Source organism: Streptomyces sp. NPDC050211, from assembly GCF_040656035.1.
GTDB lineage: Bacteria > Actinomycetota > Actinomycetes > Streptomycetales > Streptomycetaceae > Streptomyces.
This window is the reverse complement of the sequence record NZ_JBFALC010000027.1, coordinates 93908-117185: the sequence shown is the minus strand read 5'-3', so window position 1 is coordinate 117185 and position 23278 is coordinate 93908. Positions and strand designations below refer to the sequence as shown.

Here is a 23278-nt window from a genome sequence, read left to right as displayed (position 1 = left end):
GTCGAGACGGCGATCGTGCTCGACGCTTCGCGCCTCCGCGCGTTCGCCGTCTCGACACCGGCGCGCCCCCTGCGGCTCCCTCGCGGCCGGCGCGTGGGACCAGTGCACGTTGGTGGGCCCTTGCCGTCAGTTGATGGCTAGGGCCCACCGGCGTTTAGGTGTGCCGGGTGCTCTTGTCGTTACTCGGTGGCTATCGCCCTCAGGATGTCCAGGCGGGCTGCTCGGCGGGCCGGGCGTAGGCCTGCCAGGGCTCCGGCTGTGAGGCCTACCAGGGCTACTACCGTCAGTTGCAGAGGCGGTAGTGCGAAGGCGAAGGCGCTGTCGCTTGCGCCGTCGGAGGCCTTGACCAGGACCCAGCCGAGGAAGGCGCCGAGGGTGAGGCCGCCGACTGTGCCGAAGGCGGCTACGAGGATGGACTCCCAGCGGACCATGGCGCGCAGTTGGGGGCGGGTCTGGCCGACGGCGCGGAGGAGGCCCAGTTCGCGGGTGCGTTCGTGGATCGCCAGGGTGAGGGTGTTGGCTATGCCGAGAAGCGCGATGAGGACGGCTAGGGCGAGCAGGGCGTAGATGAGGGTGAGCATCATGTCGATGCCGCCCGCCGCGGACTGCGCGTACTCGTCGCGGCTCTGGACTTCCGGGTTGCCGTACTGGTCGGCCACCCTCTGCACCGCGGCCTTGCCCGCGTCCATGCTCACGCCGCCCTTGAAGGAGACGGCGACCAGGGTGTCGGCGTCCTGGGTGCGGTGCGGGGACCAGGCGGCGCGGGTGATGACGTAGTCGCCTGCGATCTCGGACTGGCCGTAGACCGCGCGGACGGTGAAGGTTTCCATCTTGCCGTCGGTGAAGGTGAGTTGCGTCTTGTCGCCGGTCGTGAGGTTCTGCTTGTCGGCCTCGCTGCGGGTGAGGGCGATGCCGTCCGCGCCGAGGTCGCGCAGGGAGCCGTCGACCTTGCCGAGGTCGAAGGTGCGGTCGAGGGCGATCGGGTCGGTGACGGTCAACGCCCGTCCCTTGCCGTCGACTTCGGCGACTCCGCGGCCGAGGCCTACGGCCGTGTCGACCTCGGGGAGGTTCTGGACGGCTCCGGCGAGCCGGGGGCTGAGTCCGCTGCCGCCCGCCCCGAAGGAGGGGGTGCTCACGGCGATGTCGCCGGCGAAGGACCGTGACACGGTCTGGTCCATGGTCGCCTTCAGGGAGGCGCCGAACACCGTGAACAGCGAGACCACGGCCACGCCGATCATCAGGGCGCTGGCGGTCGCGGCCGTCCGCTTGGGGCTGCGCAGGGCGTTGCGCCGGGCGAGGCCACCGGTGACGCCGCGGAGGCGGTCGAGCGGGCCGCCGAGGATGCGTACGGCCGTGGAGGAGGCGACCGGGCCGAGGACCACGAAGGAGACCAGGGCCAGGACGGCGCCGGTGGCGGCCAGCCAGATGGACGGGGTCGCGAAGACGCCGGTGAGTGTCACGGCGACGGCCACGGCGGCCAGGCCCGAGCCGAGGACGGCGCGGAGGCGGGAGGCGTCCGAGTGGTCGACGGAGGTCTCACGCAGCGCGGCCAGCGGTGCCGTGTGGCCGGCGCGTACCGCGGGCAGCAGGGCGGAGCCCAGGCAGACCACGATGCCCACCGCGAGCGGCAGCAGCATGGACAGCAGGCTGATGACCAAGTCGCCCTCGGGGAAGGGGAATCCGATCGCCGGGAACAGTGCCTGCAGTGCGGCCGCGATGCCGATTCCGCCCGCCAGTCCCGCCAGCGAGGCGGTCACGGCCACCACGGTCGCCTCGACCAGGGTCGAGGCGGTCACCTGGCGGCGGGAGGCGCCGAGTGCGCGCAACAGGGCGTTCTCGCGGGTGCGTTGGGCCACGACGATCGCGAAGGTGTTGTGGATGGAGAAGGTCGCGACGAGCAGGGCGATACCGGAGAACACCAGGAGGAGGGTGGTGAAGATGGACAGGAACTGGCTGGAGATCATCTCCGTGTTCTCCTCGGCCGACTCCTGGCCGGTGATGGCCTCGACTCCGCCCGGCAGTACGGGAGTCAGGCGGTCCACCAGTTCTTGCTCGCTCACGCCGGGGCCGGCCCGGACCAGGATGCTCGACGCCTGACCGGGCCTGGCTGTCAGGTACTTCTCTGCGTCGGCGCGCGTCATGCCGGTGTAGGTCACCTGCGCCATGCCGTCCTCGCCGCCGAAGGTCGCGAGGCCGACGATGGTCACCTGTACGGGGTCGGGTGTGCGCAGGACCGTCGTGTCGCCGATCTTCAGGTCGCCGCGCTCGGCGGCGCCGCGGTTGACGACCACCTCGCCGGACTTCTCGGGGGCGCGGCCTTCGGCGAGTTCGTACGAGTTGAGGTCCGGGTCGGTGATCCAGTTCCCGGCGAGGGTGGGTGGGCCAGCGCCTCCGACGGGGTCGCCGTCCTTGCCGACGAGCTGGCCGGCGCCCTGGATGTCGGGCACGGCCGCCGCCACGCCCGGGACCTGCTCGACGCTGTCCACCAGGTCGGCGGCGACCGGTTCCCGCACGCCCTCGCTCTCGCCGGGTGTGGTGATCGCGTCGGCGCTGCGGACCACGGCGTCGGTGCCGCTCGTCGCGTTGCCGAACATGGTGTCGAAGCTGGCGCGCAGCGTGTCGCCCATGACGAGCGTCCCGGCCAGGAAGGCCACACCGAGGAACACCGCGAGGAACGTACCGGCGAAGCGGCGCTTGTGGGCGCGCAGGGAGGACACGCTCAGGCGTACTGAGGCGTTCATGAGGGCACCTCGAAGGCTTTCAATCGGTCCAGGATCTTGTCGGCGGTCGGCGATTCCATACGGTCGACCAGGCGTCCGTCGGCGAGGAAGACGACCTCGTCGGCGTGGGCGGCGGCGGCCGGATCGTGGGTGACCATGACGACCGTGCGAGCCGTCTGCCGTACGGCGCGGCCGAGCAGGCCCAGGACCTCCTCGCCGGAGCGGGAGTCGAGATTGCCGGTCGGCTCGTCGGCGAAGACGACGTCCGGCTGTCCGGCGAACGCCCGTGCCACGGCGACACGTTGCTGCTGGCCGCCGGAGAGTTCGGAGGGCCGGTGGTGCAGCCGGTCGCGCAGGCCGACTACGTCGGTCAGCGCGTCGATCCACTCCGGGTCGCCCTTGGTACCCGCCAGGTCCAGCGGCAGCGTGATGTTCTCGGCCACGGTGAGCGTCGGCACCAGGTTGAACGCCTGGAACACGAAGCCCACGCGGTCGCGGCGCAGGAGGGTGAGGCGGCGGTCGTCGAGGGAGCCCAGCTCGGTGTCGCCGATGAAGGCGGCTCCCGAGGTGAGGGTGTCGAGGCCGGCCGCGCAGTGCATCAGGGTGGACTTGCCGGAGCCCGAGGGGCCCATGATCGCGGTGAAGCGGCCGGCCGGGAAGCCGACGCTCACGCCGTCCAGGGCGTGTACGGCGGTGTCGCCACCGCCGTACACCTTCACCGCGTCGACGACGCGTGCGGCCGTGCGCACTTCGGTCGTGACCGTCATGCCGCACCGCCCTTGCCCGCGTGGCGGCCGAACTGCTCGTCCAGGACGGAGAGCCGGCGCCAGTACTCGTCCTCGTCGATCTCGCCGGAGGCGAAGCGCCGGCCCAGCATGGCGATCGGCGAGTCGCCGGACGGGCGGTGGTCGTCCATCGGGCGCCACGGTCCGCGGCGGCCTCGCCAGACGGTGCGGCGCAGGAGCGTGACGGCGCCGACGACGACGGCCGCCCAGATCAGCGGGAAGAACAGGATCCACGGGCCGGGTCCGCCGTCCCAGTTCGCCAGGGTCTGCATCTCGGTTCATCTCCCTAGAGGGGTCTTCCGGTGATGCTTCGAGACTGGCTCCGGGGAGGGGTCCGGGTCGTCGTACGGCCAGCGGCAGTGCATGTACCTCCACGGGAGTACGGGGGCTCTCTCGCGCTGCTCCCCCACATACCTCCGCACCGGTTGCGCGGTTAGGCCACGGCGATGTCCACCGACGGCCGGAGCTTCGCCGCCGCGGCCAGGGCCTCATGGGCGGGGTGGGTGTCGAAGGCCGTCAACAGGGCTGTGTCCGCCGAGTGTTTGGCGGCGGGGTAGGCGATCTGCTCGTAGGCGGCCTGGAAGCGTGGGCCCCAGCGGCGGGCGCCGAGGCGGGCCGTGCGGGAGCAGTTGTCGACCATGTGGGCGACGTCCCGGGCGTGCATGTACGGGAGCAGCGAGTCGACGGCCTCGATGACCGACTCGTTGACGATCTCCGACCAGGGGTGGCCGCGCTCGGCGAACTCATCGATCTGCGCGGTCATGGTGGCGACGAAGACGCCGGCGGTGAACGGGTCCACGGGCAGGTCGCGCTCGGCCCGCCGGGACCGCACCCGCTCCCCCGCCGCCCACATCGGCGAGCCGCCGATCTCGGTCATCGGGCGGGCGCCTAGGCGCCGTTCGGCCAGGATCACGCTGCGCAGCTCGGTGCCGTCGGCGACCTCGTCGTAGATCTCCGCGATGATCTCGCGAGCCGGCGCGTACGTCGCCGAGTAGGCGCGGTCGAAGACGTCCCGTCCGGTCGCGTCCAGGCCCTCGCGCACCGCGCGCAGTCCGGCGCGGGACATCGTGCGGGCGATGGGGCCGGTGACGTTCTCGCAGGAGCGTTCGTACGCCGTCACCTCGTCGTCTCCGGCGAGGCGGCTGCGGGTGTAGAGGCTCTCGACGATGCCGTGGACGGCGCCGAGGAGGATGGCGCGTTCGCCGACGATGTCGGAGAGGTACTCGCTGTCCAGGGTGGTGCGGAAGGTGTACGGCGAGCCGAGCGCCACGGACCAGCCGAGCGCGAGGTCCGTGGCCCGGCCGTCGGGGTCGGCATGCACGGCGAAGCTGCTGTTGATCCCGGCGCCGTTGATCTCCGCGCCCTGCTGGTACAGGCGCCGCACGGAGTCGCCCATGCCCTTGGGGCACACGGCGACCACCGGGTGTCCGGGCGGGAAGTCGCCGCCGGTTTCGCGGAGGTGGCCGAGCAGGAAGCCGTGCGAGAGGCCGATCGCGGCACCCGGCTTCAACGCACTGAAGATCTCCGGGTGATGGGCGGCGAGTGCGGCGTCCGCGATCAGCAGGATCACCAGATCGCTGTCGGCGGTCACCGCCAGCCAGTCGCCGAGCGTGCCGTCGTCCTCAGTGAAGCCGTGAGCCCGGGCGTCGGCGGCCGAGCGGGAGCCGGGGCGCAGTCCGACGGCGACCCGGATGTCCGTACCGGCCAGCGAGTCCCTCAGGTTGAGGGCCTGGGCGCGGCCCTGCGGGCCCCAGCCGATGACGCCGATGCGGCGCACGCCCGCGAAGGCCTGCGGCAGCACCGGGAAGAGGTGCCGGCCGCCGCGCAGGATGGTCTCCGTGCCGCCGGGGACGTCCATGGTTTCGAGCGGGAAGACACGGGAGGTGTACGTGGTCGAGGTCATGGTGGAGTTGTAGGGTCAGGGCGAGTGTTGCAGCAAGCGCAACTTGTGCAGCGCGGTGTTGCATGAAGCGAAAGGGCCAGGTGGCGGGGTGCGGGACGACCATCGGGAGCTGCGGCTCTTCCTGCATCTGGCGCAGACGCTGAACTTCGGCCGGACGAGCCTCGACTGCCATGTCAGTCCGGCGACGCTGACGCGGACCGTGCAGCGGCTGGAGGCCGACCTCGGGCACCGGCTGTTCGACCGGGGGCCGCGCGGGGTGTCGCTGACGGCGGAGGGGCATCGGTTCCGTGAATACGCCGTCCAGGCGCTGGAGTTGTGGCGCGCCTACCGGGAGGAGCATCCGGACCCGGCCGAACTGACCGGTCGTCTGGCCCTGTTCGCCACGGTGACCGCCTGCCAGGCGCTGCTGCCCGACCTGTTGGCGCCGTTCCGTGCCGCCCACCCCCAGGTGCGGCTCGATCTGCGGACCGGCGACGCGGCTGCCGCGCTGGCCCGGCTCGACGAGGGCGAGGTGGACGTGGCCGTCGCGGGGATTCCGGCCAGGCTGCCGGAGCCGCTGGTGAGCCGGACGGTCGCGGTGACCGAGCTGGTCCTCGTCACCGCGCGGGAGCGACCGGAACCGGGGCTCGACGGGCCGTTCGTGCTGCCCCACAGGGGGCTGGTCCGCGAGGCCGCCGACCGCTGGTTCCGTGCCCGTGGGACGACACCCGACGTGGCCTGTGAACCGGACGGGCATGAGGGGCTGCTGACGCTGGTCGCCCTGGGCTGCGGCACGGGCGTGGTCCCCCGTCTCGTACTGGAGCACAGTGCGGTGCGCGAGCGGCTGTCGGTGCTGCCCGCGGATCCGCCGCCGGAGCCGCTCCCGATCGGGTTGTGCGTGCGGCGGGCGGATCTGCGGCGGCCGTTGGTGGCGGCCTTGTGGAGCCTGACGGATTGAGCGGCCGGCCGATGTGGCCTACCAGGGAATCGGCCCGTCCACGTCGAAGTAGCCCCCGGTCGGACCGTCCGGGCCCACCTGCGCCATGCGGACGATGACCTCGGCGCCCTGCTCGACGGTCTGAGTGCCGGTGCGCCCATTGAGGTCCGTCGAGGTGAAGCCGGGCTCGACGGCGTTGATCCGCATGGCCGGGAACGCCTTCGCATACTGCACGGTGATCATGTTGACGGCCGTCTTCGAGGCCGGGTAGGCGACGGCCTGGTAGAAGTGGGCCGGTGCGTCCGGGTCGGAGAGCCGGGACAGGGAGGCCAGGCCGCTGCTGAGGTTCACCACGACGGGGGCCGCGGACCGCTGGAGCAGCGGCAGGAAGGCGTGGATGACACGGACGACGCCGAAGACGTTCGTCTCGAACACCGTTCGCATCTCGTCGGCGGTGGTGTCCGCGGCGGCGGGGATGCTGTTGTTCTCGCCCCGCACTTCGATTCCGGCGTTGTTGACCAGTACGTCGAGCCCGCCCTCTGCCTCGATCGTCTTCGCGGCGGCCTGGGCGGAGGCGTCGTCGGTGACGTCGAGCTGGACGAACCGGGCGCCGAGCTGATCGGCGGCGCGGCGGCCCCGCTCGGCGTCCCGAGCGCCGACGTAGACGGTGTGACCTGCTGCGACGAGCCGGCGGGCGGTCTCGAAGCCCAGTCCCTTGTTCGCTCCGGTGATGAGTGTTGTGGTCATGGCTCCACCTTCCCGCTCGACAGGGTGGACAGCCAGCGGATCCTTCTTCCTGGGACTTCCAGTACCAGGCACCGTCGCGGCCGGCGCGGTTGACTGGGGGCATGACGACGACTGAACTCGGACGGGCCCTGCGGCGCTGGCGGGACCGGGTCGCCCCGGAGACCGCCGGGCTGCCTGCCGGTGGTCAGCGGCGCGCGGCCGGGCTGCGTCGCGAGGAACTGGCCCTGCTGGCGGGGATCTCGGTCGACTACGTCACCCGCCTCGAACAGGGTCGGGCGGTCAACCCGTCCGGACAGATCGTCGAAGCCCTGGCCCGGGCGCTGCGGCTGACGGGGGACGAGCGGACGTATCTGTTCCGGCTGGCCGGGCTGGTGCCTCCGGGTCCCGAAACCGTGCCTGCGTACATCACGCCGAGCGTCCAGCGGCTGCTGGACCGGCTGGTGGACACCCCTGTCGGCGTCTCCGACGCGGCCATGACGCTGCTGATGGCCAACCCGATGTACGCGGCGCTGATGGGCGATCCCTCCGGCTGGCGCGGCTTCGAACGCAACGGTGTGTGGCGCAACTTCCTCGGCGCTCCCACCCGGGTCCGGCACACGCCGGACGAGCGGCGCGCGTTCGAGATCGGCATGGTCGCCGAACTGCGGGCGACGGCTGCCCGGTATCCCGCCGACCGGCAACTACGGCGCCTGATCGCGGAGTTGCGTGCGGAAAGCGAGCGGTTCGCCGAGCTGTGGGACGCGGGTGTCGTCGGCCGGCTCGAGGCCTCGCGCAAGACGATCGAGCATCCTCAGGTGGGCCCGCTGACCCTGGACTGCGATCTGCTCCGGGTCGAGGGCAACGATCTGCACATCCTCGTGTACTCGGCCGAACCGGGCACCGAGGCCGCGGAGAAGCTGGAGCTGCTCTCCGTCCTCGGCACGCAGTCACTCGTGGGATAAGCGCTAGCGCTCCGCGGGAAGTGCCGCGATCGGCCGTCTATCGTCCGCGGGGCCATTGTGGCTGGTCGCGCAGTTCCCCGCGCCCCTTCGGGGCGCTGACCAACCGCAGCCGGCTCAACCGGAGCCGCTCAGGGCCCCCAGCGGATCGTCCAGCGCCGGCTGCCATGCCAGCTCCGCCGCGCCGACCAGGCTGTTGTGGTCGAGCGTGCACGCCAGGATCGGCACGCTGCCGCTCTGGCCCCACAGACTGCGGTCGGCGACGACGGCACGCAGCCGCTCCGGGTCGGCTTCGAGCAGGGTGCGGTGCAGTCCGCCGAGGATGATGCGGTCCGGGTTGAGGATGTTCACCAGGCCCGCGAGGCCGAGGCCGAGCCGGTCGATCAGGGCCTCGGTGGCCGTACGGACGGACAGGTCGTCGTACCGGTTGCGGATCAGGTCGTCGGACTGCTGCACCAGCGACACCTCGGGGCCGGGTTCGCGTCCCGCCGCGGTGAGGAAGGCCAGCGGGTCGGCCTCGACGTCGAGACAGCCGCGGCTGCCGCAGTGGCAGGGGCGGCCCTCCGGGTTGACGGTGAGGTGGCCGACCTCCAGGGCCAGGCCCGAACTGCCGGTGTGCAGGCGCCCGTCGAGGACCAGCGCGCCGCCGACACCCCGGTGCCCGGTGGCCACGCACAGCAGGTCCCGGGCGCCGCGCCCCGCGCCGTGCCGGTGTTCGGCGAGCGCGGCGAGGTTGACGTCGTTGCCCGCGAACGCCGGTCCGGTGATCCCGGCGGCGCGCACGCACTCCGCGAAGATCCGGCGGACGGGCGCGCCCACGGGCCAGGCCAGGTGCAGCGGGTTGAGGGCCAGACCGTCCGGTTCGGCGACCGCGGACGGCACGGCGAGCCCGGCGCCCACACAGCGCCGCCCGGTCGTGCGCAGCAGGTCGGCGCCCGCCTCCACCACGGTTCCGAGGACCTTCGCGGGGTCGGCGTCGACGGTCTCGCAGCCCGGCGCGGTGGCGACGATCCGGCCGCCGAGGCCGACCAGTGCCGCCCGGAACCCGTCGGCGTGCACCTGTGCGGCGAGGACGACGGGCCCGTCCTCGGCGACGGACAGCCGGTGCGAGGGCCGCCCCTGCGAACCGGCCGCGGCCCCGGGCCGGGCGTCGACCCGGATCAGCCCCAGCGCTTCCAGCTCGGCGGCCACCGCGCCCGCCGTCGCCCGGGTCACCCCCAGCTCGGCGGTGAGCACGGCCCGGGTCGGCGCCCGCCCGGTGTGCACGAGCTCCAGCGCGGGCCCGAGCGCACCGCGCCCCCGGTCCAACCGCGTCCTCGAGGTGGTCCCTTCCCCCGCCGTCCGGGGTTACGCCTTCCCGCTCATGACGGCGAGTCTCCCATGATCCGCAGGTCGAGCGGGCTACCGGCCGCTGACTCTGAGCGTGACGTTCAACCGCCCGGTCAGGCCCAACTCGGGCGGTGCCGTGCCCGGGTACACCCGCGGCACCCCGTGGTAGGCGAGCCGGGACGGTCCCCCGAACACGAAGAGATCCCCGCTGCGCAGTTCGACGTCCGTGTACGGCCGGGCCCTCGTCTCGGTGTTGCCGAAGCGGAACACGCAGGTGTCGCCGAGGCTGAGCGAGACCACCGGCGCGTCGGATTTCTCGTCGCTGTCTCGGTGCATGCCCATGCGGGCGTCGGCGTCGTAGAAGTTGATCAGTGCAATGTCACACACCACAGCCGGTTCGCCGAGGGCGTCGCGCACCGCCCGCCGCCCCCATTCGCCCAGCCACTCCGGGAACGGCTTCACGGGCGCGCCGTCCCCGTCGACGACCGTGCGGGCATAGCCGTACGGATACCAGTGCCAGCCGAGGCAGACCTGCTGGGCGGTCATCGTGCCGCCGCCGGGTGTGCGGACCGTGCGGAGTCCTGCGGGCGGACGGGCCCACTCCCGGCAGGCCTCCAGCAGCTCGCGCTGGCGCTCCGCGTCCAGCCAGTCCGGCACGTGCACCGCGCCGGGCGCGACCTCCGTACGGGGCCTGGGGAACAGCTCGGGGTCCATGTCTCCATCCTGCCGCGCGCTCCGCGTGGTGCCGTGATGGGCTGTCTTTCGTCTGCAGGCCTCGTTGTGGCTGGTCGCGCAGTTCCCCGCGCCCCTTCAGGGCGCTGTCCGACCGCGGCTGAATTCACCAGGGGCGCTTAGTCTTGTCGCACGATGAACGACCGTATGACGACGCCCTGGGGCGAGCTCGCGCTGGCCCGTTTTCCCGAGGACCCGCGCGAGAGGCTGCGCGCGTGGGATGCCTCCGACGACTATTTGCTGAGGCATCTCGCGGACCGGGAGGTCCCGCTGTCCGGCGCGGTCGTGGTTCTCGGCGACCGGTGGGGCGCCCTGGTCACGGCGCTCGCGGCGCATCGGCCGGTGCAGATCACGGACTCGTACCTGGGCCAGGAGGCGACCCGCGCGAACCTCGCACGCAACGACGTCGAGACCGGCGCCGTCACCCTCCTCACCACCCAGGACCCGCCGCCCGAACGGGTCGACGTCCTCCTCGTCCGGGTGCCGAAGAGCCTGGCGCTGCTGGAGGACCAGCTGCTGCGGCTGGCGCCCGCGGTGCACGAGGGCACGGTCGTCGTCGGTACCGGCATGGTGAAGGAGATCCACACCTCCACGCTGCGGCTGTTCGAGCGCATCCTGGGCCCGACCCGCACCTCGCTCGCCGAGAAGAAGGCCCGGCTCATCTTCTGCACCCCCGAGACCGCCAAGGAGCCACCCGCCAACCCCTGGCCGCACACCTACACGCTCCCCGACGACATCGGCCCGGCCTCCGGTGCCACCGTCGTCAACCACGCCGGCGTGTTCTGCGCCGAACGGCTCGACATCGGCACGCGCTTCTTCCTGAAGCATCTGCCGTACGACACCGGCGGGGCCCGCGTCGTCGATCTGGGCTGCGGCAACGGTGTCGTCGGTACGGCGATCGCGCTGGCCGATCCCGAGGCCGAGGTGCTGTTCACGGACGAGTCGTTCCAGGCCGTGGCCTCGGCGGAGGCGACGTACAAGGCGAACGGGGTATCGGGGCATGCCGAGTTCCGGGTCGGGGACGGGCTGGTGGGCGTGCCAGCAGGCAGCGTCGACCTCGTGCTCAACAATCCGCCGTTCCACTCCCACCAGGCGACGACCGACGCGACGGCCTGGCGGATGTTCAGCGAGGCGCGGCGCGCGCTGCGGCCCGGGGGTGAGCTGTGGGTGATCGGCAATCGGCACCTGGGCTACCACCTGAAGCTGCGACGGTTGTTCGGCAACAGTGAACTGGTCGCCAGTGACCCGAAGTTCGTGGTGCTGCGAGCCGTCAGGGAGTAGGTGCCGTGGGTGTGTCCGACGATTCGGTGCGGGACTTCTACGACGAGCTGGCCCCCGACTACCACCTGATCTTCCCGGACTGGGACGCGAGCATGACGCGACAGGCGACGGTGCTGGACGAGCTGATCCGGCCGCGCCTGGGAGCCGGACCGCGCAGGGTCCTGGACTGCTCCTGCGGAATCGGTACCCAGGCGATCGGGCTGGCGCGGCTGGGCCATCAGGTCGTCGGCAGCGATCTGAGTCCGGTGGCGGCCGCACGCGCGGGCACCGAAGCGGCCGCTCGTGGGGTACGCCTTCCGGTGGCCGTCGCGGACATGCGGCGGCTGCCGTTCACGCCGTCCGTGTTCGACGTCGTCGTCTGCGCCGACAACGCGTTGCCGCATCTGCTGTCGGCGCGGGACGTCGGGGCGGCGCTGACGGGGATCCGCCGGGTGCTGCGCGAGGACGGGTTGCTGGTGGTCACCGTCCGGGACTACGACGAGGCCCGACGGACCAAGCCCACAGCGACCCCTCCCCAGGTCTCGCGCACCGGGGACGGCGAGGTGATCACCTTTCAGCTGTGGCACTGGCACGAGGACGGCGAGCGCTACGACCTGGAGCACTTCCAACTCCTCCCGGCGGGCGACGGCTGGAGTGTGCGCGTGCGTCGCACCACCTACTGGGCGCTGACCCACGGGCAGTTGACCGACCTGGTGACCGCGTCCGGTTTCACGGACGTCACTTGGCACACTTCGTTCTACCAGCCGCTGCTCACCGCCCGCCCAGCACCCGGATGATCTCCGCGACCGTCCGCACCATCGCCTCCCGCCCCACACTCAGGTACTTCCGCGAGTCGACGGCCTCGGGATGGGCGGCCAGGTACTCCCGTATCGCGCCGGTCATGGCGAGGTTGAGGGCGGTGCCGATGTTCACCTTGGCGATGCCGCCCGCGACGGCCGCGGTGAGTTCGGAGTCGGGTACGCCGCTGGAGCCGTGCAGGACCAGCGGGACGTCCAGGACGGCGGCGAGGCGTTTGAGGAGGGCGTGGTCGAGGGTGGCCGTACGGGTGGTCATGGCGTGGGAGCTGCCGATGGCCACCGCGAGGGCGTCGACTCCCGAGTCGGTGACGAAGGCACGGGCCTGAGCGGGGTCGGTGCGGGCGCCGGGGGCGTGGGCGTCGAGCGGCGGCGCTCCGTCCTTGCCGCCCACCTCTCCCAACTCGGCCTCGATCCACAGCCCTTGGGCGTGCGCCCAGTCGACGGCGGCCCTGGTCGCCGCGAGGTTCTCCTCGTACGGCAGCCGCGACGCGTCGTACATCGCGGAGCTGAACCCGGCGCCCGGCGCCTGCCGCAGCAGGTCGTCGCTCTGGACGTGATCGAGGTGCAACGCGACGGGTACGGCGGCCCGTTCGGCGGCGGCGACGGCGGCGCGGGCGAGCGGAAGCAGGCGTCCGTAGCGGAACTTGACCGCGTTCTCGCTGATCTGGAGGACGACGGGCGCGTCCACGGATTCCGCGCCGGCGATGACGGCCTCGACGTGTTCCAGCGTGATGATGTTGAAGGCGGCGACCGCTGAGTGGGCCGCGATGGCCCGGGTGACGAGTGCGCCGGTGGTGGTGAGGGGCACGCTGAGTCCCTTCAGTCGGCGAGGATCACCGAGCGAGTGAGGTGTCGAGGCCGGTCCGGGTCGAGGCCGCGCGCGGCGGCGACGGCGACCGCGAGCTGCTGGGCGCGGACCAGTTCGGCGAGCGGGTCGAGATCGCCGGCCACCCACAACCCGCCGGTGGCCCGCACCTGTTCGGCCAGGCCCTCGGGCGGCTCGCCGAGCATCCAGGTGGCGGTGCCCTGGGTAGTGATGCTGATGGGGCCGTGCCGGTACTCCATCGCCGGGTAGGCCTCGGTCCACGACAGCGAGGCCTCGCGCATCTTCAGTCCCGCCTCGTTGGCCAGCCCCACGGTCCAGCCGCGGCCCAGGAAGGTGAACTGCGTGCAGTCGACGAGCCCTTCGGGCAGCGGGCCGGCGAGCGCGATGCGGGCGTCGGCCACGGCGGAGTCGGTGTGCAGGCCCAGGTGGGCGCGGAACAGGGTCAGCGCGGTGGTCGCGAACCGGGTCTGCACGACGGACCGTTCGTCCGCGAAGTCGAGGACTACGACGTCGTCGGCGGCCGTCATGACGGGCGTGCCGGGGTCGGCGGTGAGGGCGGTCGTGCGCGTGCGGTCCCTCAACTGCCCGAGCAGTTCCAGGACTTCGGTGGTGGTGCCGGAGCGGGTGAGGGCGACTACCCGGTCGTACGAGCGGCCGTACGGGAATTCCGAGGCGGCGAACGCGTCCGTCTCGCCCTGTCCCGCGCCCTCCCGCAGCGCCGCTGCCGCCTGTGCCATGAAGTACGACGTGCCGCATCCGACGATCGCGACCCGCTCCCCCGGTGCCGGAAGCACTCCGCCGTGCCGGCCGGCCTCCGCCGCGGCCCGCGTCCAGCACTCGGGCTGGCTGGTCAGCTCGTCTTCGACATGGGTCATGCCGTACCCCTCCCGCGCTTTGATTGTTCTTGCAAGATATAGCCAGTTTTCGAGCACAATCAAGCATACGCACGAGATGAGCGTGCGCTAAGGTCGCCGGAAGATCGAGGACGGAGGGTGCGGATGTCGCGGGACGCTCGCTGGAAGGCGCTGCTGGAGCTGCTCGTCGAGCGCGGTCGGCTGGATGTCGAGGAGGCGGCGGCCGAGCTGGCGGTGTCGGCGGCCACGATCCGGCGCGACTTCGACCAGCTGGCAGAGCAGCAGATGCTCGTACGCACCCGGGGTGGCGCGGTCGTGCACGGGGTGTCGTACGAACTGCCGTTGCGCTACAAGACCGCCCGGCACGCCTCCGAGAAGCAGCGGATCGCCAAGGCGGTCGCCGATCTTGTCGCGCCCGGCGAGGCGGTGGGGCTGACCGGCGGCACGACCACCACGGAGGTGGCCCGCGCGCTGGCCGTGCGCAGTGATCTCACGTCCGGCTCCCCCGCGCTGACCGTCGTCACCAACGCCCTCAACATCGCCAACGAGCTGGCCGTACGCCCCCAGTTCAAGATCGTGGTGACCGGCGGGGTCGCGCGGGCACAGTCGTACGAGCTCATCGGGCCGCTCGCCGACGGTGTGCTCGGCCAGATCACGATCGATGTGGCCGTGCTCGGTGTCGTCTCCTTCGACGTCGCCCACGGCGCTGCCGCGCACGACGAGGCGGAGGCCGCGATCAACCGGCTGCTGTGCGAGCGGGCCGAGCGTGTGGTCGTCGCCGCCGACTCCAGCAAGCTGGGGCGCCGGGCGTTCGCCCGGATCTGCGCGGCCGACGCGGTGGACACGCTGGTCACGGACACGGCGGCCGGGCCGGAGACGGTGCGGCGGTTCGAGGAGGCCGGGATCCAGGTGATCGCCGTCTGACGCCGTGGCTGATTGCCCGACAACGCGCGCCGGACGGACCTGAGCGGCTTTGACCAAGTCCGGTGCGGCATCGCGCCCCGTAAGGGGCGCGGGGCTGTGTCGATATGCGGCTCCGCCGCGTGGGCGCGACCAGCCCCCACCGGCCTGTGGCTTCGTCACCGCGCCTCCAGCGGAGCGCCTAGGCTGACTGTGACGCGGTGCGAGCCGGGCCAGGGAGGCTGTGATGGACGGGACACCGAGCGATCAGGGCGTACCGGGGGCTTCGCGGTATCTGCCGATCGCCGAGCACGGGCTGATCGGCGATCTGCGCAGTGTCGCCCTGGTGGGGACCGACGGGACCATCGACTGGTACTGCTGCCCGTCCTTCGACGCACCCAGCATCTTCGCCGCGATCCTGGACACGGAGCGGGGCGGCGCCTTCGAGCTCGCCGCCTCGGTGCCGGCCCGGACCAAGCAGTTCTACTTCCCGGACACGAACGTCCTGATCACCAGGTTCTTCACCGAGGAAGGCGTCGGTGAGGTGCAGGACTTCATGCCGATCGGCCACGAGGCCGAGGAGGTCGCCCGGCACCGGCTGATCCGGCGGGTGCTGTGCGTCCGCGGCTCCATCCCGTTCCGCGCGCGGGTGGCGCCCCGCTTCGACTACGGCCGCGTCCCGCACACCGTGCGCATGGAGGGCGACGTGGCGGTGTTCGCCTCCGACGGCCTGTCGCTGGGACTGACCGCGACCGTACCGCTGGAGGCCGACGGCCTGGACGCGCGCGCCGACTTCAAGCTCGCCGAGGGCGAGTCGGCGGTGTTCGCGCTGGATCAGGTCGGCGGTACCGTGCAGCCGCGCGGGTGTGCGCGTACCGAGGCCGAGAGCCAGTTCGACGTCACGGTGGCGTACTGGCGGCGCTGGCTGTCCCAGTCCCAGTACCGGGGCCGCTGGCGGGAGATGGTGCACCGCTCCGCGCTCACCCTGAAGCTGCTCACCTATGCGCCGACCGGGGCGATCGTGGCCGCGCCGACGACGAGCCTGCCCGAGCAGATCGGCGGCGAACGCAACTGGGACTACCGGTATGTGTGGGTGCGCGACGCCGCCTTCTGCGTGTACGCCCTGCTGCGGCTGGGCTTCACCGGCGAGGCCGAGGCGTTCATGAAGTTCGTGACCCGGCACGTCAGTCCGGGCGACGGCAAACCCTCGGGCCCGCTGCAGATCATGTACGGCATCGACGGGCGCACCGACCTCACCGAGCAGGAACTCGACCATCTCGAAGGGCACTTGGGGTCCGCGCCGGTGCGGATCGGGAACGGCGCGGCCGAGCAGCTCCAGCTCGATATCTACGGCGCGCTCATCGACTCGATCTACCTCTACGACAAGTGGGCGAAGCCCATCTCCAGCGGCCAGTGGGACGACGTGTGCGCCCTGGTGGACTGGGTCTGCGAGAACTGGGACCAGCCCGACGAGGGCATCTGGGAGACCCGCGGCGGCCGTAAGAACTTCCTGTACTCACGCCTGATGTGCTGGGTCGCGATCGAGCGGGCCATCCGCATGGCCAACCGGCGCGGTCTGCCCGCCGACCTGGTCCGCTGGCGCGGGCACCGGGACACGATCTACCGGCGGATCATGAAGCGCGGCTGGTCCGAGACACGGCAGGCATTCGTGCAGTACGAGGACAGCGACGTACTGGACGCGGCCGTCCTGATGATGCCGCTGACGAAGTTCATCGCCCCGACCGACCCGAAGTGGCTGTCCACGCTCGACGCCCTCACCCACGACCTCGTCTCGGACTCCCTCGTCTACCGCTACGACCCGCAGGCCAGCCCGGACGGACTGCGCGGCGACGAGGGCACGTTCTCGATCTGCTCGTTCTGGTACGTCGAGGCCATGGTCCACGCCGGCCGGATCGACGAGGCACGCCTAGCCTTCGAGAAGATGCTCACGTACGCCAACCATCTCGGCCTGTACGCCGAGGAGATCAGCCACACCGGCGAGCAACAGGGCAACTTCCCGCAGGCCTTCACCCATCTCGCGCTGATCAGCGCGGCCTTCAATCTCGACCGCGCTCTCGGCTGACGTCAGCCGTCCATGCGCCGCACCAGGCTCTTGGGGCGCATGTCGGTCCAGTGGGTCTCGATGTGGTCCAGGCACTCCTGCCGGGGTGCCGGGCCGTGGACGACGCTCCAGCCGGCTGGTACATCGACGAAGTCGGGCCACAGGCTGTGCTGGCCCTCGTCGTTGACGAGCACGGAGTAGACGCCGTCGGGGTTCTCGAAGGGGTTGGTCATGCCGGTTCCTTTCGTTGCGGGTGAGTTGCCTTCGGCTTTTCGGCAGCCCGGTCCACCAGCGCTCCCAGCGCCCGGAACCAGCCCTCGGCCAGGTCGCGTACGGCCTCCTCGGGCAGTACTCCGGGTGCGTAGGTCCAGTGGGCGGTCAGTTCGGGGCCTTCCGGCCGGTCCTCGGTGAGGGCGTTGACGGTCAGGGCGTGGGACAGCGGCATGCCGGGGTCGGCTTCCAGGTCCGCCGCGTCTGCCTCCGGGGCGTACGACCAGTCCGTGGCCTCGGGGACGCCGAAGCGACCCATGTAGTTGAACTCGATCTGCGGACGCGCGAGTTCGGCCAGCACCGGTCCGGTCTCGGGGTTGAGGTGCCGGAGCAGGCCGTGGCCGATGCCGCCCGTCGGCGCGGCGGCCAGGTGCTCGCGGATCCGTGCCAGGGCCGTGTCGAGAGCGGGTCCCCCGGCGAGCGCGTCCGCGAGGTCCAGGGTGCCGGTGTCCAGCCGGACCGGCACGACGGTGGTGAACCAGCCCACCGTGCGCGACAGATCGGCCTCTCCCGCCAGCTCCTCCTCCCGCCCGTGTCCTTCGAGGTCCACGAGGACCGCGCCACCGGAAGCGGCCCCGCGCCAGTCGGCGACGGCGAGGGCGAGGGCGGTCAGCAGGACGTCGTTGACGCTCGCCCCGAAGGCGGCGGGCACCCGGCTGAGCAGGGGTGCCGTACGGTCCGCCGGCAGGGTGAGGGACAGGTGCCGGGAGGCGGCGGTGACGTCGCGTTCCGGGTCGAGGGGCCGCAGCAGCGGGAGGGGTTCCTCGTCCGTCAACACCGAGGTCCACAGCGGCAGTTCGTCCTCGCGGGCGGGGTCGACGGCACGTGCGGCGAGCAGTTCGGACCAGCGCCGGAACGACAGGTCGACCGGTGCGAGCGCGGGCGTCCTGCCCTCGCTGACGTCGCGCCAGGCGGCGGCGAGGTCGGGCAGCAGCACGCGCCAGGACACGCCGTCCACGACCAGGTGGTGGATCAGCAGCAGCAACCGTCCGGGCGTGTCCGGACCGGCGTCGAACCAGACGCCCTGGATCATCCGCCCGGCATCCGGATCCAGGCGGCTCTGCGCGGCACGGGCGTGTGCGGCGACCGTTTCCCGAAGCGCCGCCTCGTCCGCGTCCCGGACGTCGGCGCGGACCCCCCAGGACGCCGCGGGCATGCTGCCCGGCGGTGGCACCTGCAGCGACCACCGTCCGGTCCGCTCCAGCCGGGCCCGCAGCAGGTCGTGCCGGTCGGTGACGGCCTGGAGTACGGCATGCAGCCCGGCCTCGTCCAGGGCGGCTGGGGTCTGGACGAACGCGGCCTGGTGGTAGCCGGCGATCGGACCGCCCAGCTCCCGCAGCGCCTGCATGATCGGCGTCAGCGGCACGGTGCCGGAGCCGTCGTCGTGGGCGGGCCGCGTGAGCTGCGCGGCGTCCAGTTCCACCGCCACGGCGGCCAGCGCGCCGACCGTGCGGTGCTGGAAGACCTGGCGTGGAGTGATACGCAGGCCGGCCGCGCGGACCCGGCTGACCAGCTGCATGGCGACGATGCTGTCCCCGCCGAGGGCGAAGAAGTCGTCGTCGGCCCCGACCCCCGGCAGGCCCAGGACTTCGGCGAAGCGGGCGCAGAGGGTGCGCTCGACGTCGTTCGCGGGCTCCCGGCCGCCGGACGCGAGCGTGAACTCGGGGGCCGGGAGCGCCCGGCGGTCGAGCTTGCCGTTGGACAGCAGCGGCAGTTCGTCGAGGACCACGACGGCGGCCGGGACCATGTAGTCGGGCAGTGCCGCCGCGGCGTGGGCCCGCAGTTCGGTGGGGTCGGGGCTCGGCACGCCGCCGACCGGGATGACGTATGCGATCAGTTGCTTGGTCCTCGGCCGGTCCTCGCGGGCGACGACCACGACCTGGCCGACCGCGTCGTGCCGGTCCAACACGGCCTCGATCTCCGCGAGTTCGATACGGAAGCCGCGGATCTTGACCTGGTCGTCGGCGCGGCCCAGGTAGTCGAGCGTGCCCTCGGCCGTCCAGCGGGCCAGGTCACCCGTGCGGTACATACGGGAGCCGGGTGCGCCGAACGGGTCCGCGGTGAACCGCTCGGCGGTCAGCTCGGGGCGCCCGAGATAGCCGCGCGCCAGGCCCGCCCCCGCGAGATAGAGCTCGCCGGTGACGCCCGGCGGCACGGGCCGCAACCGTCCGTCGAGCACATACGCCCGCGTGTTGCCGACCGGGCGCCCGACCACCGGCCGCTCGCTCTCCCCGATCCGGGCGGCGAGCGCGTCGACAGTCGCCTCCGTCGGCCCGTAGAGGTTGAAGGCCTCCGTGCCGGGCAGCGCGGCCAGCTCGCTCCACAGCGCGTCCGGCACGGCCTCCCCGCCCACGCCCACCACCGCCAGCGGGCACTCACCGTCCTTGATCAGCCCGTACTCCGCCATCTGGGCCAGGAACGACGGCGTCACCTCGATGAAGTCGATGCCCTGGGCACGGATGGCCGCGGCGGTCAGTTCGGGATCGCGCCGCGTCTCGTCGTCGAGGATGTGCAGCGCGTGCCCGTCCAGCAGCCACAGCTGCGGCTGCCAGGAGGCGTCGAAGGAGAACGACCAGAAGTGCCCGACCCGCAGATGCCGCCGCCCGGTGCCCGCCTTGGCGAGGTCGTGCAGGGTGCGGCGGTGGCTGTGGAAGAGGTTGACCACACTGCGATGGCAGACCACGACGCCCTTGGGGCGGCCGGTGGAACCCGAGGTGTAGATGACGTAGGCGGGGTGGTCCGGGTCGGGGCCGGCCGGGTTGCCGCAGGCGGAGTGCGCGGCCAGTCGTACGACGGTCTCCTCCGCGTCGAGCGCCAGCCGAACCACGCCGTCGCTGTCCGGGAGCCCCGCGGCGAGTGTCTCGGTGGTGAGGACCAGCCGGGCCCCGGCGTCGTCCAGCATGGCGACGACACGCTCGGCTGGCAGGTCCGCGTCGATCGGCAGATAGGCCGCGCCCGACTTGAGCACGGCGAGCATCGCGACGATGAAGTCCGCGGTGCGGGGCAGCGCCAGGGCGACGATCTGCTCAGGTCCGGCGCCGTGCTCGGCCAGCAGCCGGGCCAACCGGTTTGCGTGGTCGTTGAGTTCGGCGAAGGTCAGCGTGACGGAGCCCGCGACCACGGCGACGGCGTCCGGGGTGGCGGCGGCCTGCGCCTCGAAGAGCCCGGGCACGGTGGTCGGGGCGACCGGGAGGGCGGTGTCGTTCCAGGTCTCCAGGAGGGTGTGCCGCTCCTCGGGGGTGAGGATGTCGACGCGGCCCACCGCCTGACCGGCATCGGCGGTCATCGCGTCGAGCAGCCGGACCATCGCCGCGGTCAGCCGTTCGGCCGTCGCGGTGTCGAACAGGTCGGTGCGGTACTCGGCGGTCAGTCGCAGCCGCTTTGCGGGCTCGACGGCCCAGGCGAAGGGATAGTGCGTAGAGTCCCGGTGGTCGCGGACTTCGGTCCGCAGCCCCTCTTCGGCTCCGAGTCCGGTTCCGCCCCCGTCGGGGTACGACTCGAAGACCACGAGCGTGTCGAACAACTCGCCCAGCCCGGCGCCCCGTTGGATGTCGGCGAGCCCGAGGTGCTGGTGGGCGATGAGCCTCGACTGCTCGTCCTGGAGCCGGTCGAGGAACGCCGCCAGCGTCTCGCGCTCGTCGATCCGGACCCGTACGGGAACGGTGTTGATGAACAGCCCGATCATCGACTCCACACCGCTCAGCTCCGGTGGCCGTCCGGAGACGGTCGCTCCGAACACCACGTCGTCGCGCCCGGTGAGCCGGGACAGGACGATGCTCCAGGCGCCCTGGACCAGCGTGTTGACGGTCAGGCCGCGCGAACGGGCGAACGCGGTCAGCGCCTCGGTCGCCTCCGGCGTCAGCAGCGTGGTGAGCGTCTCGGGCACGGCCGGGGCCCTGCCGGGGTCGGCGGGCACCAGATGCGTCGGCTCCGCCAGCCCGTCGAGCGCCGCCGCCCAGGCCGCCGAGGAGGCACCGGCATCCTGCCGGCCGAGCCAGGCCAGATACTCCTTGTACGGCACCGGAGCCGGGAGTTCGGCCCCCGCGTACAGCTGGGACAACTCGCCCAACAGCCGTGGCACCGACCACCCGTCGAGCAGCAGGTGCTGGTGCGAGAGCACGAGCCGGTGCCGCTCGGGCCCGACCTCGACCAGCATCAGCCGCAGCAGCGGCGGCTCCGCGGGCTCGAACCGGCGCCGCTCCTGCGCCAGCAAGGAAGTCCACCGCTCCTCACCGGCCGGGGCATCCAGCTCGCTCAGATCCACATGCCGCCACGGCAGTACGGCCGTATGCGGTACGACGGCGACCGGCCGCCCCGAGGACAGGTACCGGAAGCCGGCCCGGAGGTTCCCGTGCCGGTCCAGCAGCGCCTGCCCGGCCCGCCGCAGCCGTACGGCGTCCAGCGGGCCGTCGATGTCGTACGCCACCTGCACGGTGTAGACGTCCGGCCCGTCGTCCCCCGAGTCGAACGCGGCATGGAACAGCAACCCCGCCTGGAGCGGTGACAGCGGCAGCACCTCCGCGGCAGCGAACCCGGCGACCTCGGCCCGCTCCTCGTCGGTGAGTTTGAGCAGCGAGGCGTCAGACGGTGTTGTCCCGCCATCACCGTCGAGTTCTCGAGCGGCGGCGGCCAGCCCGGCAGCGGTCTTGTGGCGGAAGACGTCCCGCGGGCTGACCACCAGCCCGGCCGCCCGCGCACGTGCGACCAGTTGCATGGCGACAATGCTGTCCCCGCCCAGCGTGAAGAAGTCGTCGTCCACACCGACGCGGCGGAGATTCAGCACATCCGCGAAGAGATCGCACAGGAGTTCCTCGCGCGGGGTGCGAGGAAGGGTGTCAGTGGTCTCGGCCTCGAAGTCGGGGGCGGGCAGGGCCCGGCGGTCGAGCTTGCCGTTCGGAGTGAGCGGCAGCGCGTCCAGGGCGACGAAGGCCGCGGGGACCATGTGATCGGGCAGCGCGGCGGCGACGTGCGCCCGCAGCGCGGCGGAATCCGGCGTACGGCCCGGGGCCGGGACGACGTACGCGACCAGCTGTTGCTCGCGGGCGACCACACTGACGTGAGCGACGGTGTCGTGGGGGGCGAGGGCGGACTCGATCTCGCCGAGTTCGATACGGAAGCCGCGGATCTTGACCTGGTCGTCGGTGCGGCCGAGGTATTCGAGCGTGCCGTCGGAGGTCCAGCGGGCCAGGTCTCCTGTGCGGTACATGCGGGAACCCGGAGCGCCGTAGGGGTCGGCGACGAAACGGTCCGCGGTCAGGCCTGGCCGGTCCAGATAGCCGCGCGCCAACTGGACGCCTGCCAAGTACAGTTCGCCCGCCACGCCGGGCGGAACGGGATGCAGGGCCGCGTCGAGGACGTAGACCCGGGTGTTCCACACCGGGCGGCCGATGGAGACGCGGTCTGCCACCTCGATGGCGGTGACGTCGACGGACGCCTCCGTCGGGCCGTACAGGTTGTGCAGCTGGGTCGGCGGCAGGGTGGTGTGGAAGCGGGCGGCGAGGTCGGGGGCGAGCGCCTCGCCACTGCACAGGACGCGACGCAGGCTGGTGCAGTCGGCGGTGGTGGGCTCGTCCAGGAAGGCGCGGAGCATCGAGGGCACGAAGTGGGCGGTGGTGATGCCCTGTTCCTGGATCAGCTCGGACAGGTAGGCCGGGTCCTTGTGGCCTTCGGGCTTGGCGACGATCAACGTGGCGCCGGTGATGAGGGGCCAGAAGAACTCCCACACCGAGACGTCGAAGCTGGACGGGGTCTTCTGCAACACCCGGTCGTCGCCGGTCAGCCCGTACTCGCCCTGCATCCAGAGCAGACGATTGACGATCCCCGCGTGCGGGACGACGACACCCTTGGGGCGGCCGGTCGAACCCGAGGTGTAGATGACGTAGGCGGGACTCAACGGGTCGTAGGCAGAGGGCAGTTCACCGCCCGGCCCCTCCTCCGGCAACCCGTCCCGGACCACACACACCGGACGAGCATCCTCCAGCATGAACTCCAGCCGCTCCTGCGGATAGTCGACGTCCAGCGGCAGATAAGCCGCTCCGGCGCGATGCGTCGCGAGCAGGGCGACCACCAGCTCGACTGAACGGGGCAACGCGACCGCCACCGTGCGCTCGGGACCGGCGCCCATCCCGGCAAGCACACGAGCGGTGCGCTCCACCCGCACATCCAACTCCGCATACGTCAGCCGCTGCTCACCGAAGACCAGAGCCACCGCATCCGGC

General features: G+C 71.9%; 17 protein-coding genes. 6 read left to right on the top strand and 11 right to left on the bottom strand.

Features of this window, described 5'->3' with window-relative positions:
- Window positions 1-179: 179 nt before the first annotated feature.
- The 4 genes from AB0I98_RS25695 to AB0I98_RS25680 all read right to left on the bottom strand — a co-directional run bounded on the left by AB0I98_RS25695 (window position 180) and on the right by AB0I98_RS25680 (window position 5408).
- On the bottom strand, window positions 180-2741 hold the full coding sequence (locus AB0I98_RS25695; protein WP_362945525.1) for an FtsX-like permease family protein: 2562 nt from the start codon (window positions 2739-2741) through the stop codon (window positions 180-182).
- Window positions 2738-3487, bottom strand: coding sequence for an ABC transporter ATP-binding protein (locus AB0I98_RS25690; RefSeq protein ID WP_362945523.1), 750 nt, complete (start codon window positions 3485-3487; stop codon window positions 2738-2740). Before AB0I98_RS25690 ends, AB0I98_RS25695 begins: the two co-directional genes overlap by 4 nt.
- Window positions 3484-3777 (bottom strand): SHOCT domain-containing protein, encoded by a 294-nt coding sequence (locus AB0I98_RS25685; protein WP_210578683.1) that lies wholly within the window; start codon window positions 3775-3777, stop codon window positions 3484-3486. The genes AB0I98_RS25690 and AB0I98_RS25685 overlap by 4 nt, the downstream gene beginning before the upstream one ends.
- Before the next feature lie 161 nt (window positions 3778-3938).
- The gene (locus AB0I98_RS25680) at window positions 3939-5408 is read right to left on the bottom strand and encodes a ketol-acid reductoisomerase (RefSeq protein ID WP_362945521.1); all 1470 of its coding nucleotides are present in this window, start codon (window positions 5406-5408) and stop codon (window positions 3939-3941) included.
- Window positions 5409-5496: 88 nt separating this feature from the next.
- Here AB0I98_RS25680 and ilvY point away from each other — a divergent pair, with 88 nt between their 5' ends.
- Window positions 5497-6345, top strand: coding sequence for an HTH-type transcriptional activator IlvY (ilvY, locus tag AB0I98_RS25675; protein WP_362945519.1), 849 nt, complete (start codon window positions 5497-5499; stop codon window positions 6343-6345).
- 18 nt (window positions 6346-6363) lie between these two features.
- On the opposite strand, the gene AB0I98_RS25670 is transcribed toward ilvY, so the two are convergent.
- Window positions 6364-7071, bottom strand: a complete 708-nt coding sequence (locus AB0I98_RS25670) for an SDR family NAD(P)-dependent oxidoreductase (protein WP_362945517.1) — start codon at window positions 7069-7071, stop codon at window positions 6364-6366.
- 101 nt (window positions 7072-7172) lie between these two features.
- Between AB0I98_RS25670 and AB0I98_RS25665 the strand changes: the two genes are divergently transcribed.
- On the top strand, window positions 7173-8012 hold the full coding sequence (locus AB0I98_RS25665; protein ID WP_362945515.1) for a helix-turn-helix transcriptional regulator: 840 nt from the start codon (window positions 7173-7175) through the stop codon (window positions 8010-8012).
- A 114-nt stretch (window positions 8013-8126) separates the two neighbouring features.
- Here the strand turns inward: AB0I98_RS25665 and AB0I98_RS25660 are convergent, their stop codons facing one another.
- Both AB0I98_RS25660 and AB0I98_RS25655 read right to left on the bottom strand, forming a co-directional pair.
- A complete protein-coding gene (locus AB0I98_RS25660) occupies window positions 8127-9317 on the bottom strand; it encodes an ROK family protein (RefSeq protein ID WP_362945513.1) in 1191 nt (396 codons plus the stop codon).
- A 93-nt stretch (window positions 9318-9410) separates the two neighbouring features.
- A complete protein-coding gene (locus AB0I98_RS25655) occupies window positions 9411-10052 on the bottom strand; it encodes an alpha-ketoglutarate-dependent dioxygenase AlkB (RefSeq protein WP_362945511.1) in 642 nt (213 codons plus the stop codon).
- A gap of 153 nt (window positions 10053-10205) precedes the next feature.
- Here AB0I98_RS25655 and AB0I98_RS25650 point away from each other — a divergent pair, with 153 nt between their 5' ends.
- Window positions 10206-11351 (top strand): methyltransferase, encoded by a 1146-nt coding sequence (locus AB0I98_RS25650; protein WP_362945509.1) that lies wholly within the window; start codon window positions 10206-10208, stop codon window positions 11349-11351.
- Window positions 11352-11362: 11 nt separating this feature from the next.
- Complete coding sequence (locus AB0I98_RS25645) at window positions 11363-12127, top strand: class I SAM-dependent methyltransferase (protein WP_362945535.1); 765 nt, start codon at window positions 11363-11365, stop codon at window positions 12125-12127.
- Here AB0I98_RS25645 and AB0I98_RS25640 read toward each other — a convergent pair.
- Window positions 12102-12956, bottom strand: coding sequence for a class II fructose-bisphosphate aldolase (locus AB0I98_RS25640; RefSeq protein ID WP_362945507.1), 855 nt, complete (start codon window positions 12954-12956; stop codon window positions 12102-12104). The two genes, AB0I98_RS25645 and AB0I98_RS25640, sit on opposite strands and share 26 nt — an antisense overlap.
- Window positions 12957-12967: 11 nt before the next feature.
- Window positions 12968-13849, bottom strand: coding sequence for an SIS domain-containing protein (locus tag AB0I98_RS25635; protein WP_362945505.1), 882 nt, complete (start codon window positions 13847-13849; stop codon window positions 12968-12970).
- Window positions 13850-13972: 123 nt separating this feature from the next.
- On the opposite strand from AB0I98_RS25635, the gene AB0I98_RS25630 reads away from it, so the two are divergent.
- Together AB0I98_RS25630 and AB0I98_RS25625 are read left to right on the top strand one after the other, a co-directional pair.
- Complete coding sequence (locus tag AB0I98_RS25630) at window positions 13973-14752, top strand: DeoR/GlpR family DNA-binding transcription regulator (RefSeq protein WP_362945503.1); 780 nt, start codon at window positions 13973-13975, stop codon at window positions 14750-14752.
- A 223-nt stretch (window positions 14753-14975) separates the two neighbouring features.
- Entirely contained in the window at window positions 14976-16811 is a 1836-nt protein-coding gene (locus tag AB0I98_RS25625; RefSeq protein ID WP_362945501.1) for a glycoside hydrolase family 15 protein, read from the top strand.
- Window positions 16812-16813: 2 nt separating this feature from the next.
- On the opposite strand, the gene AB0I98_RS25620 is transcribed toward AB0I98_RS25625, so the two are convergent.
- The gene (locus AB0I98_RS25620) at window positions 16814-17023 is read right to left on the bottom strand and encodes an MbtH family protein (RefSeq protein ID WP_362945499.1); all 210 of its coding nucleotides are present in this window, start codon (window positions 17021-17023) and stop codon (window positions 16814-16816) included.
- Window positions 17020-23278 (bottom strand): amino acid adenylation domain-containing protein (locus AB0I98_RS25615; protein WP_362945497.1); only part of this gene is annotated, 6259 nt, incomplete at its 5' end. The genes AB0I98_RS25615 and AB0I98_RS25620, both read right to left, overlap by 4 nt.

Coding starts and splice junctions, on each gene's coding strand:
- AB0I98_RS25630 (WP_362945503.1), top strand. CDS start 13,973: ATGTCGCGGGACGCTCGCTGGAAGGCGCTGCTGGAGCTGCTCGTCGAG.
- AB0I98_RS25650 (WP_362945509.1), top strand. CDS start 10,206: ATGAACGACCGTATGACGACGCCCTGGGGCGAGCTCGCGCTGGCCCGT.
- AB0I98_RS25690 (WP_362945523.1), bottom strand. CDS start 3,487: ATGACGGTCACGACCGAAGTGCGCACGGCCGCACGCGTCGTCGACGCG.
- AB0I98_RS25695 (WP_362945525.1), bottom strand. CDS start 2,741: ATGAACGCCTCAGTACGCCTGAGCGTGTCCTCCCTGCGCGCCCACAAG.
- AB0I98_RS25670 (WP_362945517.1), bottom strand. CDS start 7,071: ATGACCACAACACTCATCACCGGAGCGAACAAGGGACTGGGCTTCGAG.
- AB0I98_RS25665 (WP_362945515.1), top strand. CDS start 7,173: ATGACGACGACTGAACTCGGACGGGCCCTGCGGCGCTGGCGGGACCGG.
- AB0I98_RS25635 (WP_362945505.1), bottom strand. CDS start 13,849: ATGACCCATGTCGAAGACGAGCTGACCAGCCAGCCCGAGTGCTGGACG.
- AB0I98_RS25655 (WP_362945511.1), bottom strand. CDS start 10,052: ATGGACCCCGAGCTGTTCCCCAGGCCCCGTACGGAGGTCGCGCCCGGC.
- AB0I98_RS25625 (WP_362945501.1), top strand. CDS start 14,976: ATGGACGGGACACCGAGCGATCAGGGCGTACCGGGGGCTTCGCGGTAT.
- AB0I98_RS25680 (WP_362945521.1), bottom strand. CDS start 5,408: ATGACCTCGACCACGTACACCTCCCGTGTCTTCCCGCTCGAAACCATG.
- AB0I98_RS25685 (WP_210578683.1), bottom strand. CDS start 3,777: ATGCAGACCCTGGCGAACTGGGACGGCGGACCCGGCCCGTGGATCCTG.
- AB0I98_RS25620 (WP_362945499.1), bottom strand. CDS start 17,023: ATGACCAACCCCTTCGAGAACCCCGACGGCGTCTACTCCGTGCTCGTC.